This is a genomic window from Sphingomonas sp. S1-29, from assembly GCF_026167545.1.
Lineage (GTDB): Bacteria > Pseudomonadota > Alphaproteobacteria > Sphingomonadales > Sphingomonadaceae > Sphingomonas.
Genome location: NZ_CP110678.1, coordinates 3,119,144 through 3,134,589, shown reverse-complemented (window position 1 = coordinate 3,134,589; position 15,446 = coordinate 3,119,144). Strand labels below are relative to the sequence as shown.

General features: G+C 67.4%; 14 protein-coding genes. 2 read left to right on the top strand and 12 right to left on the bottom strand.

Annotation, left to right across the window (positions count from 1 at the left end; genetic code table 11):
• Nucleotides 1-5: 5 nt before the first annotated feature.
• The 4 genes from OKW76_RS14970 to OKW76_RS14955 all read right to left on the bottom strand — a co-directional run bounded on the left by OKW76_RS14970 (nucleotide 6) and on the right by OKW76_RS14955 (nucleotide 7,283).
• On the bottom strand, nucleotides 6-2,807 hold the full coding sequence (locus OKW76_RS14970) for a DUF3857 domain-containing protein (RefSeq protein WP_265549651.1): 2,802 nt from the start codon (nucleotides 2,805-2,807) through the stop codon (nucleotides 6-8).
• Between the two features lie 103 nt (nucleotides 2,808-2,910).
• Complete coding sequence (gene uvrC, locus OKW76_RS14965; RefSeq protein ID WP_265549649.1) at nucleotides 2,911-4,833, bottom strand: excinuclease ABC subunit UvrC; 1,923 nt, start codon at nucleotides 4,831-4,833, stop codon at nucleotides 2,911-2,913.
• Between the two features lie 244 nt (nucleotides 4,834-5,077).
• A complete protein-coding gene (locus OKW76_RS14960; RefSeq protein ID WP_265549647.1) occupies nucleotides 5,078-6,883 on the bottom strand; it encodes a DUF885 domain-containing protein in 1,806 nt (601 codons plus the stop codon).
• A 79-nt stretch (nucleotides 6,884-6,962) separates the two neighbouring features.
• Nucleotides 6,963-7,283 carry a DMT family transporter gene (locus OKW76_RS14955; RefSeq protein WP_256506662.1) on the bottom strand — a complete coding sequence of 107 codons (321 nt, stop codon included), beginning with the start codon at nucleotides 7,281-7,283 and terminating at the stop codon, nucleotides 6,963-6,965.
• An 18-nt stretch (nucleotides 7,284-7,301) separates the two neighbouring features.
• Here OKW76_RS14955 and OKW76_RS14950 point away from each other — a divergent pair, with 18 nt between their 5' ends.
• Entirely contained in the window at nucleotides 7,302-8,531 is a 1,230-nt protein-coding gene (locus tag OKW76_RS14950) for a hypothetical protein (protein WP_265549646.1), read from the top strand.
• A gap of 21 nt (nucleotides 8,532-8,552) precedes the next feature.
• Here OKW76_RS14950 and OKW76_RS14945 read toward each other — a convergent pair whose 3' ends face one another.
• From OKW76_RS14945 to OKW76_RS14925, 5 genes are all read right to left on the bottom strand, one after another.
• Nucleotides 8,553-9,161, bottom strand: coding sequence for a hypothetical protein (locus OKW76_RS14945; RefSeq protein ID WP_265549645.1), 609 nt, complete (start codon nucleotides 9,159-9,161; stop codon nucleotides 8,553-8,555).
• On the bottom strand, nucleotides 9,154-9,645 hold the full coding sequence (locus OKW76_RS14940; protein WP_265549644.1) for an ATPase: 492 nt from the start codon (nucleotides 9,643-9,645) through the stop codon (nucleotides 9,154-9,156). Before OKW76_RS14940 ends, OKW76_RS14945 begins: the two co-directional genes overlap by 8 nt.
• 52 nt (nucleotides 9,646-9,697) lie before the next feature.
• Nucleotides 9,698-9,925, bottom strand: a complete 228-nt coding sequence (locus OKW76_RS14935; protein WP_033922931.1) for a F0F1 ATP synthase subunit C — start codon at nucleotides 9,923-9,925, stop codon at nucleotides 9,698-9,700.
• Between the two features lie 45 nt (nucleotides 9,926-9,970).
• Nucleotides 9,971-10,732 (bottom strand): F0F1 ATP synthase subunit A, encoded by a 762-nt coding sequence (locus tag OKW76_RS14930; RefSeq protein WP_033922929.1) that lies wholly within the window; start codon nucleotides 10,730-10,732, stop codon nucleotides 9,971-9,973.
• A 63-nt stretch (nucleotides 10,733-10,795) separates the two neighbouring features.
• A complete protein-coding gene (locus tag OKW76_RS14925; RefSeq protein WP_256506658.1) occupies nucleotides 10,796-11,113 on the bottom strand; it encodes an AtpZ/AtpI family protein in 318 nt (105 codons plus the stop codon).
• A gap of 204 nt (nucleotides 11,114-11,317) precedes the next feature.
• Between OKW76_RS14925 and OKW76_RS14920 the strand changes: the two genes are divergently transcribed.
• Nucleotides 11,318-11,608 (top strand): GIY-YIG nuclease family protein, encoded by a 291-nt coding sequence (locus OKW76_RS14920; RefSeq protein ID WP_265549642.1) that lies wholly within the window; start codon nucleotides 11,318-11,320, stop codon nucleotides 11,606-11,608.
• 42 nt (nucleotides 11,609-11,650) lie between these two features.
• Here the strand turns inward: OKW76_RS14920 and OKW76_RS14915 are convergent, their stop codons facing one another.
• The 3 genes from OKW76_RS14915 to OKW76_RS14905 are packed head-to-tail and all read right to left on the bottom strand — an operon-like array spanning nucleotide 11,651 to nucleotide 15,413.
• Nucleotides 11,651-12,022, bottom strand: coding sequence for a YdbL family protein (locus OKW76_RS14915; RefSeq protein WP_265549640.1), 372 nt, complete (start codon nucleotides 12,020-12,022; stop codon nucleotides 11,651-11,653).
• A gap of 2 nt (nucleotides 12,023-12,024) precedes the next feature.
• Nucleotides 12,025-12,231 (bottom strand): YnbE family lipoprotein, encoded by a 207-nt coding sequence (locus OKW76_RS14910; RefSeq protein ID WP_265549638.1) that lies wholly within the window; start codon nucleotides 12,229-12,231, stop codon nucleotides 12,025-12,027.
• Nucleotides 12,232-12,245: 14 nt separating this feature from the next.
• Nucleotides 12,246-15,413 carry a YdbH domain-containing protein gene (locus tag OKW76_RS14905; protein WP_265549637.1) on the bottom strand — a complete coding sequence of 1,056 codons (3,168 nt, stop codon included), beginning with the start codon at nucleotides 15,411-15,413 and terminating at the stop codon, nucleotides 12,246-12,248.
• Nucleotides 15,414-15,446 lie beyond the last annotated feature (33 nt).

Below are 15,446 nucleotides of genomic sequence, written 5' to 3'. Positions count from 1 at the left end.
AACGCTCAGGCGGTGATCCCCCAGCGGGTATAATCATCGGCGATGCGCGGCGCGATTGCCTGGGCGTCGGCGATATCGGTCGCGCCACCCTTCAGGTCGCCCTGTTTCTTGCGCACCAGTCCGCGCAGATACAGTGCAGCCGCGATGTCGGGCTCGAGCGCCAGCGCCTCTTCGAGATCGGCGCGCGCGGCATCGAGCCGTCCCGCGCGAAAATGGATCAGCGCACGACTGTCGAGCGCGGCGGCAGGATTATCCCCCAGCGCGATCGCGCGGTCGCAATCGGCAAGCGCGGCTTCGAGTGCGACGTTCATCTGCCCGCGCAGCCAGCAACGCTGGTTGAGGTGCCCCACGTCACGCGGCTTTTCGCCCAACGCGGAATCGGCGAGCGCAGCCGCAGCATCGATCTCGCCTTGGGTCGCAAGCAGATAGGCCTTGTGCAACGTCGCCCATTCGCGCTCGTCGCCCCCCGCAGCGATACGCGCGTCGATCATCGCGAGCGCCTCGTCATGCCGCTTGGCATCGGCGAGCCGCGCGGTGTGATAGGTCAGCGCGTTGTAATCTGAAGGATCGGCAGCGGTGGCCTTCTCGATCGCCGCCAGCGACTCGGCGTCGCGGCCCAGCACATAGAGAATATAGGCCTGGAAATAGAGGTTCGCGCCGCTCGGGTCGATCGCCACCATGCGCTCGACATCGGCCAGCGCGCCCTTCCAGTCGCCCAGCCCCTCACGCAGGCGCGCCCGCGCATCATAGGCCGTGGCGTCGCCCGGATCGGCATCGGCAATCGCCTTAGCATAGAGCGCGTCGAGCCGCTTCAGCCGCCCCTCGCGCACCGCCCGCGCGCGCAGTTCGTGCGTCCGCGGCAGATCGGCGGGCGCCATGATCTTCAGCGTGCGCCGTTCGGCGGCGGTCAGCGCGGCGCGCTCGGCAGCGATCGCGTCGGGGGCGATCTCGGTTCCCGCCGCGCCGATGACGTCCTCCATATTGGCAACGCCCTGGTCGAACGAGAAGCTGCGCGTGACGTTCATGCCGCCCAGCCGCGGGGGCAAGGTCCGATCGCCTTCGATCGTATACCCCTTGCCGCCATCGGGCAGCAGCACGCGGCGGGTGAACGACATTTTCTCAGGACCGCCGGTCGCGACCGGGATCGTCTTCCACACGGTGCGCGATCGATCGGGATTGAACTGGATCGTGTTCACCGCATAATCGATCGTTCGGTAGCGGCGGCCCTCTTCGCGCCCCCAGCCGCCGGGCGCGATCCCCTCGATCTCGACCGAGCCGGTATTGGCCGCCTCGTCGAAGCTCAACCGGTGCGACACGACGCGACCGTCGCTGACATGCTGGCTGGCGATCTGCGTCGCCATCGCCTCGCGTTGATCCTCTGTGCCCTGCGCGGTTACCATCCGCATCATCTCGGCGCCCTGGCCGCGCATCGTCATCCGCAGGCGATAGGGGGCTGGGAGCACGATCCCCGCGGTCTGATCGATTTCGAGCCAGATCGCGACATCGGGGCGCGCGGGGACGCGCATCGGCAGCGGCATCAGCCCCGCTCCCGCCGCGCGCAGCGGCAGCACGTTGCGGAACGGCGGGGTATCTTCGATGTCCGACAGTCGTGCGCCCTGCCCGGTGCCGTCGAGCCATAGCGAGGCACCGTCGATCTCGGCGCGCACCAGCACATGATCGAACGCACCTGCCGATGGCAGTCGGCGTGGCACATAGTCGCCGCCGTCGCTGCTCGCGAGCACGGGTTCGGCTTCGATGTCGAGCGCGCGGAGCATCGCCAGCAGCAGCAAGGTCTTGGCCTTGCAATCGCCATAGCGGACGCTCCAGGTCTGCGCCGCCGCCTGCGGGGTGTAATTGCCCCCCGCCATCCCCTTGAACAGATAGCGGATCTCACCCTGCACCGATTGCAGCGCCAGCGCGGCGCGCTCGCGCGGCGTCTTGCCCGCCGCCTTGATCCGGGCGACCTCGGCAGCGAGTGGCGAACCGGGGGCGATCGCGCCGTCGGTGGCATATAGCGGCGCGAAGGTGCGCGACACCGCCTGCCAGTCGGCGAAGCTGCTCGCCTCGACCATCGGCAAGGGACGTAGCCGGAGCGGCATGTCGTCGGGCAGATCGGGCAATTTGGGCAGCGGCCCGACCAGTTCGACCTCGTCGAAGCCGCCGGTGTTGCGCGGCGTCAGTTCGGCGCCGTCGAAATAGCTTCGCAGCGCGACCGGCGTCGCTTTGTCCCACGACAGGCGGTTGCGCGCGAACGCCGCGGTGACGGGCTTGGTCAGCACCGGCATCGACGTCGAGGTCTGGCCGCCGAGCACTGGATCCTTGCGCGTGATCGTGAAGGCGAAGTCGAGCACGTCGCCGACGCGCATCCCCTCGGCGTTCATCGTCGCGGTCAGCATGCCGGTGAGCATTTTGCGCTCGAGCCCCAGCTCGCGCTGGATCACCGCGAAACGTTCGCCCTTGGCGAGCAGGTCGATCGTCTCGCCCGCGCGCAGGATTCGCGCGTGATGGACGATCAGGTCGCCATGGTCGGGCAGCCATTCGAGGCGCAGCGTCCCGGCTTCGTTGAGCATCCCGGCATTGGCGATCAGCACGGCGCTGCGGACATAGGCCGATACCCCGCCATCGGCGATCCGGTGCTGCTGGTCCGAAATGAGCAATTGCGGCTTGTCGGCAGGCAGGTTCGCGGGATCGGGGGCCGGCGCTTCCTTTACCCAGGCAGGCGCGGGCTCATAGAGTGGCTTGTCCCCCGCCCACGCCGATGTCGCGCCCGCGACCAAGGCAAACGGTACCACGACATTCCGCAACATCTCGACGCCCCCCGGCCTAAACCACGCGCCAAGCCTAGCGGGGGCCATTCTGGTTGCAAGAGCGACCGGTCAGAAATGTCGGCCGAGCCTGCTGCGGCTGCCCTTACCGCGCGTGGAAGAAGTCGTGGATTCCCTGCGCCATCGCCTTCGACACGCCCGGCGCCTTCGACAGATCCTCCAGACTTGCCGCGCGCACCGCCTTGGCGGTGCCGAAGTGCATCAGCAGCGCCTTTTTCCGCGCCGGGCCGATGCCTGGCACGTCGTCGAGCGGGCTGGTGGTCATCGCCTTGGCGCGCTTGGCGCGGTGCGCGCCGATCGCGAAGCGGTGGACCTCGTCGCGCAGCCGCTGGAGGTAGAACAGCACCGGCGAATTGACCGGCAGCTGGAATTCGCGCCCGTCCATCATGTGGAACACCTCGCGCCCATCGCGGCCATGATGCGGCCCCTTGGCGATGCCGACGACGGTGATGTCCTCGATCCCCAGTTCCTCGAGCACCCCGGTCACCGCGTTCAACTGCCCGCGCCCGCCATCGACCAGCACCAGATCGGGCCAGTCGCCCTTTTCGCGATTGGGGTCTTCATCCTGCGCTCGGCCAAAGCGGCGGCTGAACACCTCGCGCATCATGCCGAAATCGTCGCCCGCGATCGTTTCGGCGCGCTTGATGTTGAACTTGCGATACTGGCCCTTGCGAAAGCCCTCGGGCCCAGCGACCACCATCGCCCCCAGCGCGTTGGTGCCCTGAATATGGCTGTTGTCATACACTTCGATCCGGTCGGGACTGTCGGGCAGGCCGAACAATTCGGCGACCTCGCGCAGCAGCCGCGCCTGCGTCGTTCCCTCGGCCAGCCGCCGGTCGAGCGCCTCGACCGCGTTGCGCCGCGCCTGTTCGATCAGCCGCCGCCGGTCGCCCCGCTGCGGCACCGACAGCGACACCTTGAACCCCGCACGCTCGCCCATCGCTTCGGCAAGCAAGTCGGCTTCGGCCAGCTCGCGGTCGATCAGCACATTGCGCGCGGGCGGCACCTCCTCATAGAATTGCATCAGGAACTGGCTGAGCACCTCGCCCTCGGGAACGTCCTGGACATGCGTCGGGAAGAAGGCGCGGTGCCCCCAATTCTGGCCGCCGCGGATGAAGAAGGCCTGGATGCCGATCGCGCCGTCCTTCGCCGCCATCGCAAAGATATCGGCATCGCCGACGCTCTCGGCGTTGATCGCCTGGCTGCCCTGGATGAAGGTCAACGCCTTCAGCCGATCGCGCAGCACCGCGGCGAGCTCGAAGTCCATCTTCTCGGCGGCCTCCTGCATCTGCGCGCCCAATTTGGTCTGCACCTTGGTCGATTTGCCGCCGAGGAAATCCTTCGCGTCGCCGACCAGCTCGGCATAATCCTCGGCGCTGATCCGATCGACGCAGGGCGCCGAGCAGCGGCGAATCTGGTGCAACAGGCACGGCCGGTCGCGATTGTTGAAGAAGCTGTCGGTGCAGGAGCGCAGCAGGAACAGTTTCTGCAGCGCGTTGAGCGTCATCCGCACCTGCCCTGCCCCCGCGAACGGCCCGTAATAATCGCCCTTCGACCGCCGCGCGCCGCGATGGAGCTGGACGCGGGGAAAGGCGTGATCGCCGCGCAGCAGGATGAAGGGGAAGCTCTTGTCGTCGCGCAGCAGCACATTGTACGCTGGGCGATAGCGCTTGATCAGCTGAGCTTCGAGCAGCAGCGCCTCGGCCTCGTTATTGGTCGTGACGATCGTCATCGACCGCGTCTGCGCCACCATCCGCTGCAGCCGCTTCGTCAGCCGGGTGACCTGGGTATAGTTGGTGACCCGGTTCTTGAGCGCCTTGGCCTTGCCGACATACAGCACATCGCCGCGCGCATCCTGCATCCGGTACACGCCGGGGCGAATCGGCAGCGTGGCAACGACATTGCGGATCGCCGCGACGCCGGCGTCGAGATCGGGCGCGTCGCTGCCCTTGACGGCGAAGGTGGCCTTGTCTTCGTTGAACCGGTCGGGGGTGTTGGGGGAGGACATTGGGGGGATTTAGGAGTCGCCAAAGAAGAACGCCACCTCGCAGCGTCTTCTTCCCTTCTCCCGCTTGCGGGAGAGGCCGGGTGAGGGTCTTCTTGTTTCTGCTGCTCGACCTGGTTGAAGGGAAGAAAGAAGAAGAACCCTCACCCAACCCGCATCGGGTGAACAGCGCCCCGCGCTGTTCAGGTCATGCCGGGGGCATGACCGACCCGATGCGCCCGCAAGCGGGAGAGGGCTCAAGAGAAAATCACACCATCCGCGCGCGCACCACGCGTTCCAGCACCGTCAACGGCATCGCCCCCATCGTCAACACCCCGTGGAACGCCTTCGGATCCCACGCCGCGCCCGCCTTGGCCTTGGCTTCGTCGCGCAGGCGCGTCCACACCGTGTGGCCGATCTTGTAGCTGCACGCCTGCCCCGGCCAGCAGGTATAGCGATCGATCTCGCCCTGCCCGCGGCCGCGCGCGATGCCGGTGGTGGCGAGGAAATAGTCGGTCGCCTTTTCGCGGCTCCAGCGCTTCACGTGCAGCCCGCTGTCGACCACCAGTCGCGTCGCGCGGAACAGCAGCGATTGGAGATAGCCGACCTGCCCCAGCGGATCGCCCTCGTACATCCCCATTTCGTCGGCCAGTTGCTCGGTATAGAGCGCCCAGCCCTCGCTATAGCCGCTATAGCCGCCGCGGCGGCGGATTAGCGGAATATCGTCGCTCTCGAGCGCCGACATCACCTGCAGATGATGCCCGGGCACGCCTTCGTGATAGCTGAGCGTCGCCAGGCCGAATTTGGGCCGGTCGAAGGTATCGCGCAGGTTGATGAAATAGATCGCGGGGCGGGTCCCGTCGAGCGACGCCGATTGGTAATAGCCCCCCGGCGCGCCGGCCTGGATCGCCTCGGGCACGCGCCGAACCTCGACCGGCGCCTTGGGCACCACCGCGAACTGCTCGGGCAGCCGCGCTTCCATCGCCTTCACCTGCGCGCGCAACTGCGTCAGCAGCGCCTCGCGGCCCGGATCGGTGTTGGGGAACAGCTGGTCGGGGCGCTTGTTGAGCGCCACCAGCCGCTCGCCGACGGTGCCGCTGCCCATCCCCTGCCCCTTGAGGATCGCATCGATCCGTCCGCTAATCTCGGCGACCTGCTCGAGCCCCAGCCGATGGATTTCGTCGCCGCTCAGCTCGGTAGTCGTCGCCGCGCTCGCGGCGGCGGCATAATAGGCCTCGCCATCGGGCAGCCGCCACACGCCGGCATCGTGCGTCGCGCGCCCGCGCAGCTCGGTCACCAGCGCGCGCTGCCGGTCGAGCGCGGGATAGACCCGCTCGGCCATCAGCTTCTCTACTTCGGCGGCGCGCTCGGGCGGCAGGTTCGCCGCCTTCAGCTTGGCGGCCAGATCGGTGACCGGACCGCTTTGCGCCGCAGGCTTGTCGCGCGCCTGGCCCAGCTGCTTGAGCGTCGTTTCGAGGATGAAGTCAGGGGCGAACACCCCCTTGGCGGCATCGGCGCGCTGACGCTCGGTTTCCTGGTCGATCACCCCGCCGAACGCCGCGACGCGCGCGACATAGGCATCGGCATCGGCGGCGCTCGCGACGCGGTGGGTGTTGCTCAGGAAATCGGGGACGTCGCGATAGGCGCCTGACAGCTGACTCAGCACATAAGGCGAATAGCGCCCGCCATTCGAGCCATAGGTGAAGCGCTCGCTTTCGACCACGCGATCGAGCTGATAGCCGACGACTTCGTAATCGAGCTGCGCCGCGGGCGAGAGCGCCGCGCGATCGACGGTCTTGAGCTCGGCCTGTTCGCGCTTGGCGCGCGCGAGCTGGCGCTGGTCCTGCGCCCGCGACGCGTCGGACAGCTTCGCCTTGAGCCCCGCGCGCGGACCGGTGTCGAGCCCGAGCGAGGTCGCGCCCTCGGGATTATCCTCGAGACGCGCGTAGAAAAAGGCATCGAGCATCGCGCGCAGCTTCTGGTCGGCGGCATTGCCCTGCGCCAGAGCGAAGCCGGGCAGCGCTGCGGCGGTGCCGGCGAGCGCGGTGGTGCCGATGAACTGGCGACGATCCATGCTGTAACTCCCTTGGGTGGTACCGCCGGGGTAGGCTAGGAGAGCGCCGTCTGTCACCCCCCGGGCGCGGCGAGCGCGATCAGCCCTGCGCGCTGAACTTGGTGCCGACGACCCCGATCACGATCAGCGCCATGAAGGCCGCCTGGAGCGGCGAAATCTTCTCGCCGAAGAAGATCGTCCCGCCGATGATCACCCCCACCGCGCCGAGTCCGGTCCACACCGCATAAGCGGTGCCCGCGGGGATGCCGCGCATCGCGAGGGCAAGCAGCCCCATATTGACGAACGACAGCACGATCGGGACCGATCCGGCGAGCCAGGTGCCGCGATCCCCCGCCCATTTCAGGCTGAGCGCCCAGATGATTTCGGTGCAGACCGCGATGCCAAGGATGATCCACGCCATCCCGGCGCCGCTAACGGCTTGTCCTGTTGTCAAAATGATGTTTCCTTGTCAGCATACAGCCGAGGAGTCGTACCGATGTCGCTGTCTCTAGTCGCTGCACTGGCGCTGATGCAAACTGCGGCGCCAACGCCTGCCCCCCCGCCAGCCCCTGCGTCCGACAGCGATATCGTCGTGCGTGGCAAACGCACCGCCGCCGCGCTCGCTGCCTGTATCGACCGGCAGTGCCCGACCGAAGACGATGTTCGGCTGTCGATCGCGCATGCCGAATCGCAGTTCGCCGAGGGCAAATATCGCGACGCACGATCGACGCTGCAGCAATCGATCAGCCGCAACCGCGACGCCGCGCCGCGGCTGCCGCGCCATGTCGCCGCGTTGCACGAGGCATATTCGACCGTGTCGCTCCATTATGGCGACATGGACGATTATCAACGTGCCATGAGCAACCAGGCAGAAGTCTTGCGCAGCTATTTGCCCGACAACGCCACCGAGGTGCAGTTGCTGCCCATCCGCCTCGGCGACGCCAGCCTGAAGCGCGGCTACCCCTATGAGGCCAGGCGGCAATACCGGTCTGCCGAGCGCGAGTATCGCGAGCGTGGCGAGCACAGGCTTGCAGCGGTAGCGGCGCTGCGCCGCGCGACGCTCGACATCGCACAGGGTAACCCATCATTGGCACGCGAAGTTCTCCATGAGGTCGATACCGGGCCGGCCGCGAACGATCCGGCGATATCCACCTATTCGGCCGTGCTGGCGACGCGCGTTGACATCTCGAAGGGTGACGATGCGGCAGTCGACCGCCTATTGACCGCATTGCGAACCGACCCCGCAGGGCCCCCGCTGTTGTTGGACGAGGCGGTGGGGCCGGCGTCGCTTGCGTCGGCCAAGCGCCCGACGCAGCGTGCGCTCGAACTGCGCGCCGAAATGATGCAGGCCAGAGGCTCGACGCCGATCCAATGGGCAGACATCGGGTTCATGGTGACGCCCGACGGTAGCGTCGGTGATGTCGAGGTGCTGCGCGGCAACCGGATGCTCGGCTGGACCAAACCGATCGTCGAGCAAGTAGCATCGCGCCGTTATGCCCCGATCGCGCTCGAGCCGGGGCATCCGGGCCTGTACCGCGTCGAGCGCTTCACGCTTCGGGCGCCGCGTGCGTTACAAACGGGATCGATTATCAAGGGCCCGACAGGCCCGGTCACCCTCGAGATACTCGACCTTACCCGGTCCACCACCACTACCCCGCCGCCGGCCTGACCGACCGCCAGCGGGCCGGCATCAGTTGACCCGGCCAAGCCCCGCGATCGTGCGGTCGACCAACGCGCGGTCGGCGGTCGCGCCGTGCTTTTCGGCGATGATCGCTGCCGCGGCTTTGGCCGCAGCGTCGGCTGCGCGGATGCGGACCTCGGCGATCGCCTGACGCTCGGCGGCGGCGATCTTGTCTTCGGCCATGCGGGTGCGGCGGCGCACCAGCGTCGCGGCGTCGATCTCGGCCTTGGCCATCATCGCGGTCGCCTCTTCATCGGCATGTGCGATCATCGCCGCGGCGTCGACCTCGACGCTCGCCAGCTTGCGCGCATATTCGGCGCGCAGCGCTTCGGCCTCGGCGCGAAGCTGCTTCGCCTCGTCGAGCCGCGACCGGATTTCGCCGATCTGCTTGTCGAGCATCGCGCCGATCAGGCGCGGCACGCCCTTGACCAGCAGGATGATCAGAAAGACCGCCATCGCCGCCGACACCCAGCCGGTGGGATCGAGGAAGAACAGCGTAGGATCGGCGTGCGCGCCCTCGGCGCCAACGCTTTCGATCGCGACCGCACCGGTCTCGGGCATGCCCTCGGCCGACAGGCTGGCGTTCGATGCTTCGGAATGGAGCACTGGGTCAGCCATGCATCACCACCTTCACTGCGCCGCGCGCTTCGTCTTCGCTTACCGGCGCGCCCGATACCCGAGCGACGATGTCGCGCGCGAGATCAGCGGCAATGCCCTCGATCTCACCCGACGCCGCTTGCGAAGCCGCAGCGATCTGGGCCTCGGCCGCCGAGACCCGAACCTGGTGTTCGGCGTCCGAGGCGGCGAGCGTCGCCTCGGTCCGTGCGGTAGCCTGCGCCTTGGCCGCCGCAAGCTTCTGCCGCGCCGCCTCGCGCGCCGCATTTTCCTGCGAACGCCAATTCTCTTCGTCGGCGTCGGCGGCGACGCGCGCCGCTTCCGCCGCCTGCAAATCGCCGGCGACCTGATGGTCGCGATCGTCCATCGTCGCCTGCACCTTGGGCACCATGCCCCGGCCGATGATCAGATAGGCGAGCCCGAACGTCAGCACGACCCAGAAGAGCTGGGACGCGAAGGTTGCGGCGACTTGTTCGATTTGCGGCATTCGAAAAATGTCCTTGGGGGCAGCGCCGGGCTAGCCGGCACTGCCCGCGAAATCAGGCGACGAAAATCAGCAGCACCGCGACGACGAACGCCAGCAGGCCCAGAAGCTCTGCAGCGGCGAAGCCGATGAACATGTTGCCCTGCTGGCTGGCAGCCGCGCCAGGATTGCGCAGCGCGCCCTGCAGATATGCCGAGAAGACGTTGCCCACGCCGAGCGCGGCAAGGCCTGCGCCGATTGCTGCAAGACCGGCACCGAGCAGCTTGATCGAGTCTGCGTCCATGAAATTCACTCCTTGAGAAAAACTGCGGTTAGAAAACGAAAGAAATCAATGATGGTCGTGCAGATGCTCGGCATCGTTGATGTACAGCGAGGTCAGCAGCGCGAACACATAGGCCTGCACGCCGGCAACCAGAATCTCCAGTGCCGAAACACCGACCATCAGCGCGAAGCTGGGGATGCCGACGAGTAGCCCGGTACCCGCCGACACCGCCGAGGAATTGATGACGAAATACGCCAACACCTTCAGCAGGATGTGGCCCGCGGTCATCGCCACGAACAGCCGCAGCGCCAGGCTGAACGGGCGCACCATGAACGAGACGAACTCGATCGGCGCAACCAGCAGCAGCACAGGGATCGGCGTGCCCTTGGGCGCGAACAGGCTGAAGAAGCGAAGGCCGTGCTTGGCAAAGCCGACGATCAGCACGATCGAGAAGCTCATGATCGCCAGCACGCCGGTGACGGTGAAGTGGCTGGTAAAGGTGAACGGGTGCAACCCGGCCAGCCCCAGCGGCAACAGCCCCAGCAGGTTGGCGAACAGGATGAACATGAACAGCGTGAAGACATAGGGCACATATTTGCGCCCCGCCTTGCCGATATTGGCGTCGAGCAACTTGTCGATAAAGCCGACGAATCCCTCGACCATCATCTGGCCGCGACCGGGCACCAACTGGCGCTTCATACCGACCAGCATGAACGCCCAGAGGGCGATCAATGCCGCGACCATGTAGAGCGCACTGTTGGTGAAGGCGATCGTCTGGCCGCCTACCGTAAACATATCCGCGATCGACTGCACCTCGAACTGGTGCATCGGGTCGATCTTGCCTGCCTCAGCCGCCACTGCCGTTTCCAATTTGCCAAAGCGCCCGAAGCATCACTTCGAGCGCCGGTTCGAAATCCTGATGATATTCCTGAACGCGCTGACGATGCCGAGGGCAAGCAGCACGAGCAGGAGCCAGGGAGAGGTGCCCAAGAAATAATCGAGCGTCCACCCGATCAACGCACCGCCAACCATTCCCCCGACCAATTCGGCGAGCACGCGATTGCCCAGACGATAGCCTTCGCCATCCTGCGCGCGCGTCTCGCCCGATCGGATCGATTCCTGCGTCTTGGCGCGCGCCAGCCGCTCGTCGAGCGAATCAAGGCGTGCATCCTCGGGCAGGGGGTCCGGTCCGGGCTCGTTCTCAGCCATGCTCGCTTCTCCAAGCCCCGTATGGGCCGGGCAAGCGCCATGTACCGAGGGCCAAGCCCGCCAAGGCACGCGCCGATTAGGATGAGGGGCCGGCCAAGTCAACCTTGGGGGTGGGATATGGGAGAACCGCGTCGCGAAGGCACCCCCACGCCGTCATGCCAGCGAAGGCTGGCATCTCCCGCCGTGATACGGCACCCTCACACAATGGCACGGGGCGGATGGACCTATATTATGGCGGCGAAGCCGCGTGGCATGACCTATATCGGAGTCACCGCTTACCTCGCTGCACGTGTCGATCAGCATCGCCGCGATGTCGGCTCAGCCTATTGCCGCCGCTACGGCATAAGGACGTTGGTACTTGCCGAATGGCATGAAGACATTCTTGCCGCGATCGCCCGCGAAAAGGCGCTGAAAGCCTGGAAGAAAGCGTGGAAATACCGGCTGATCGAACAAACTAATCCCGGCTGGCGCGACCTGTACGACACGATCGCCTAGCGGCAGGAGGCCCCAGCCTTCGCTGGGGCGACGATTTCCACATCACACACACCGCGGATCGCGCTCGGGCGGCCCCGCGCCTCGCTGCTTCCACGCGCCGCTCGGCGTCTGGTACATCTCGCCCGGTTCGGTGCGCGCGATCAGGTTGCAGCCCGACACGAACGCAAATTGTTCGATCGTCGAACCCGCGCCCGCGCGCTGGGTGTAGACCGATTTGCGCTTGATGTTGATGTCGCGAACGATCGCGCGGACATTGTCGGGCGCGTTGCCCACCACGCCCAGATAGCCGTCGGTCTGCTCGCCGATCTGCCCGGCAGCGCGCGCCTTGGCATAGTCGGGGTCACGCTGCGCCTGCGCGGTACCCGCAACCCCCGCCACCAGCGCCAGGCCGATCATCCATTTCGCGATACGCATCGTCAAAAAATCCCCGGGTTCTGCTGGATCAACGTCTTTGCTTCGCCATCCAGCCGGTACACCACCTCCTGGGTGATGTTGATGTTCAGGTTGATGACGATCGGCTTGTCGGGCGCGGTGACGTTCACGCACCCGCCAGCCAGCACCACCACCCCGATCGCCGCACGCTTCGACATCCGAAGCAAGGTCGCGCTTTTCATGGCTTTCATCAATCCTGTTTCGCTCATGGCACATTCTCGCTTGCGGGGGGCTGAACGGGGGGCGCTTCACGCTGCTGCTGCTGTTCGAGCAGCGTCGGCAGGTTGCGCTCGATCAGCCGGCTCGGGTCGTAATAGCTCTGCACCGAATCGAGCAATTGGCGAAACGGCGCGCGAATCGTGATGTTGAACACCAGCGGCAGCTTCGCGAGTCGATCGATGATGAAGTTCGATTTGGTGCCCTTGCCCTGGCTGATTCCGGCGAACTGGATCTCGGTCACCATCTCGCCCGACAGCGAACCATTGAGCACCAGGTTCAGCCGATCATAGTCGATCGCCTTGAGCGCTTGGAACGCCAGATTGCCCCAGGTGCCCAAATCCTCCTGCGTCAGCTCGCCAAGATAGGCGATCGTCCCGCCGCCCTCGCGCACCGTCAGCCGGCCATCCTCGATCCGCCCGCCGCGTTCGTCGAAGACCATCGGCAGGACGCCGTCGAAGGTGCCGGTGGCGTTGAGATTGTCGAAATCGAAGGTCTGCAGGAATTGCGCGCCATCGACCCCGCGAACGCGAAACACCATCCGCCGCTCGACCGTCTGACCGAAATCGAGCACCGTCGGCTCGAGCACCAGCTCGCCGCCGCCGAACGGCCAGCGCCCGCCCTCGACCGCCACCTTCTGGTTTCCGATCAGCTGGTAGCGCACCTGCCCATTCTCGACCGGGATCCCCGGATTGGCGACCGCGATCGTCGCGAACTGCGACGGCGCGGTCTTGAGCCCGAGCAGGTCGGTAAAGCGGATCTCGCCCGATATCCCCTGCACCGGGCCGAAGGCGGCGGCGAGGTCGGTACCCGCGGTGCGGAACACCCCGTCGCTGGTAACCGACTCGGGGCTCCAGCGTATCTGCCCCGCGCCCGACACGGTGCCGGCGACGTCGGCGATCACGCCGAAGGTGAGCCTGGTAAGCACTTCGGGCTGGAACGCTTCGGTGAAGGTGATGCCGGTGACGGCGAGATCGGCGCGCCCCGCCCCCGCGCCCAGATCATGGACGATCGTGACGTCCGCCACCTTCACCCCCGCCGCCGGGGTGGTAAGCGTGCCGCTGGCGTCGATGCGGTTGCCCGAGAGCGTGAGCACGAAATCATTCGCCGCCAGCGGATTGTAACGTGGTTCGGGCGCGGCATCGGCGACCTGCAACGCCTCACCATTCAGGGTCAGCCGGCCATCGGCAAAGTGCCACGTGCCGGCACCGTCCGACAGGTTCAACGGCACATTGCCGATCGCGCCGCTTGCACCTGTGAACCGCCCGGCCGCACCGCCATCGCGCACCCGCCCATCGAGCGCCGCGATATCGAGCCGCGAGATGCGATCCCCCGCCCCCAGTCGCGCAGCGACATCGGCGACGTCGAAGCGCAGCCCGTCGAGCGCGAACCGCGCGCGCGCGGCCTCGAGCCGGAGCGGGGTTCCGCCGATCGTGCCGCGCAGCACCGGTCGCGCGACGCTGGCGCCGCCGCGCACCCCGCCGGGGCCGATGCTGAGCAACGCCGCCCCGGTCGGGCACAAGGCAAGCCGCGCGGGTGCGAGCAGCAACGCCGACACCCGCAGCCGATCGAACGACGTCGCCGCGCAGCGCGGGTTTACTGCAAGTCGCTTGCCCCCATCCCAGCGCGCGTCGATCGGCAACGTCAAGCCATCGACCCGCCCGCCCGGAAATGCCCCGCTGAACCGCATCCGGGTGGTGATCGCGGTCGCTCCGTCAGGCGCGCGCGAGAAGCGCACCGGGGCCAGCGCGAGTGCCTCGACCCCTGCGGCATAAGGTTCGAAGCGCGCCTCGCCGGTCACCGCCTCGCCGGGGCGCGCCTGGACCAGCCGCACCTCACCCTGCGGCAAGCCGCCGCCGCCGAGCGTCAGGTTTCCATCAACACCCAGCGCACCGCCGGGCCAGCCGAGCCGCACCCCCTGCCCGCCGCGCAGCACAATCTGTGCGCCGCTGGCGGCGTCGACCGTTGCCTCTCGCACCACCAGCGCGCCGCGGCTCCCGCGCTGCTGCACCGCGAACCGCAGGTCGATCGCGCTCCGCTTGCCTGCCTGCGCGATCGCATCGGCGAACTTCGCGCCGAGCGCGGCCACCGGCGTTCCCGCGGCGCTGCTTGCCAAAGCGCTCACTTGCGCCAGTCCTGCCGGCGCAAGCCCAACGCGATCGGCGCGCGCGCGCCCGGCGAAACGGATCGCGGGGCCTTCGATTCGATACCGCCCGTCGATCGCCAACCCGCTGCCGCGCGCATCGGTGGCGGCAAAGCCGCGCGATGCCAGATCGACCGCACCCTCGGTTCGCGCGGCGTTGCCGGCAAAGTCGACGGTGCCCGTCAGCCCCGACAGCCCGCCCGCCGCAGCGCCAGCCCGTGCCACTGCGACCTTCGCATTACCGCGCCAGCGATCGAGCTGCGCCCCCAGCGCGACGTTGAGCCCGAGCGCTACATCGCGCGCGCGGCCGGTGGCGCCGCAATCGACCGCCGCGGCACGGACCGGCCCGGTCAGCGTGGGCGCGCCCTCGTCGATCCTCAGCGCCATCGCCGCACTCACCCCGCCGCCGGTGCAGCCGCTCACCGCCAGCCGATCGGACACCGCGGCGATCCGCCCAACAAAGCCGTCGTTCAGCTGTCCGCGCCCGCTCACGCGCACCCCGACCACGCCATAGGGGGTCGTCAGCCGCATCCGCGCATCGGCGACGTCGACGAACATCTCGGGCAACGCGAACGGCTTGCCCGACGGCGCGGGCAGCAACCGGTCGAGCGCCCCCAGCGACAGCTTCCCATCGACCAGCCGTCCGCGCAGCCGCACCTGCCCCGCCTCGATCCCGGTGACGCGAGCGCCCGACAACCCCACCTGCGTCCGCACGATCACGCTGTCGGCGACCAGATCGGGGTCGGCGGGATCGCCGATCACCAGGTCGGTCAGCCTTTGGCTCGACAGGCCGATATCGGCGACGCGATAGCTCGCGGCGATACCGCGCCGCGCCAGTTCGTCGTCAATGAAATTCTCGGCGATCGGCCGACGCTGGCTCCAGACCGCGATGAGCACCGCCAGCAGCACGATCGCGATGCCCAGCGGCACCCGGCCGCGCCGCGGCACGCCCAGCAGCCGCCACCACCGCCGCGCCGCGACCGCGCCCGGTTCCTGCTCGGCTTGCGCCGTCACGCTGACCCTGTCGCCATCACCCCGCGATCGTTG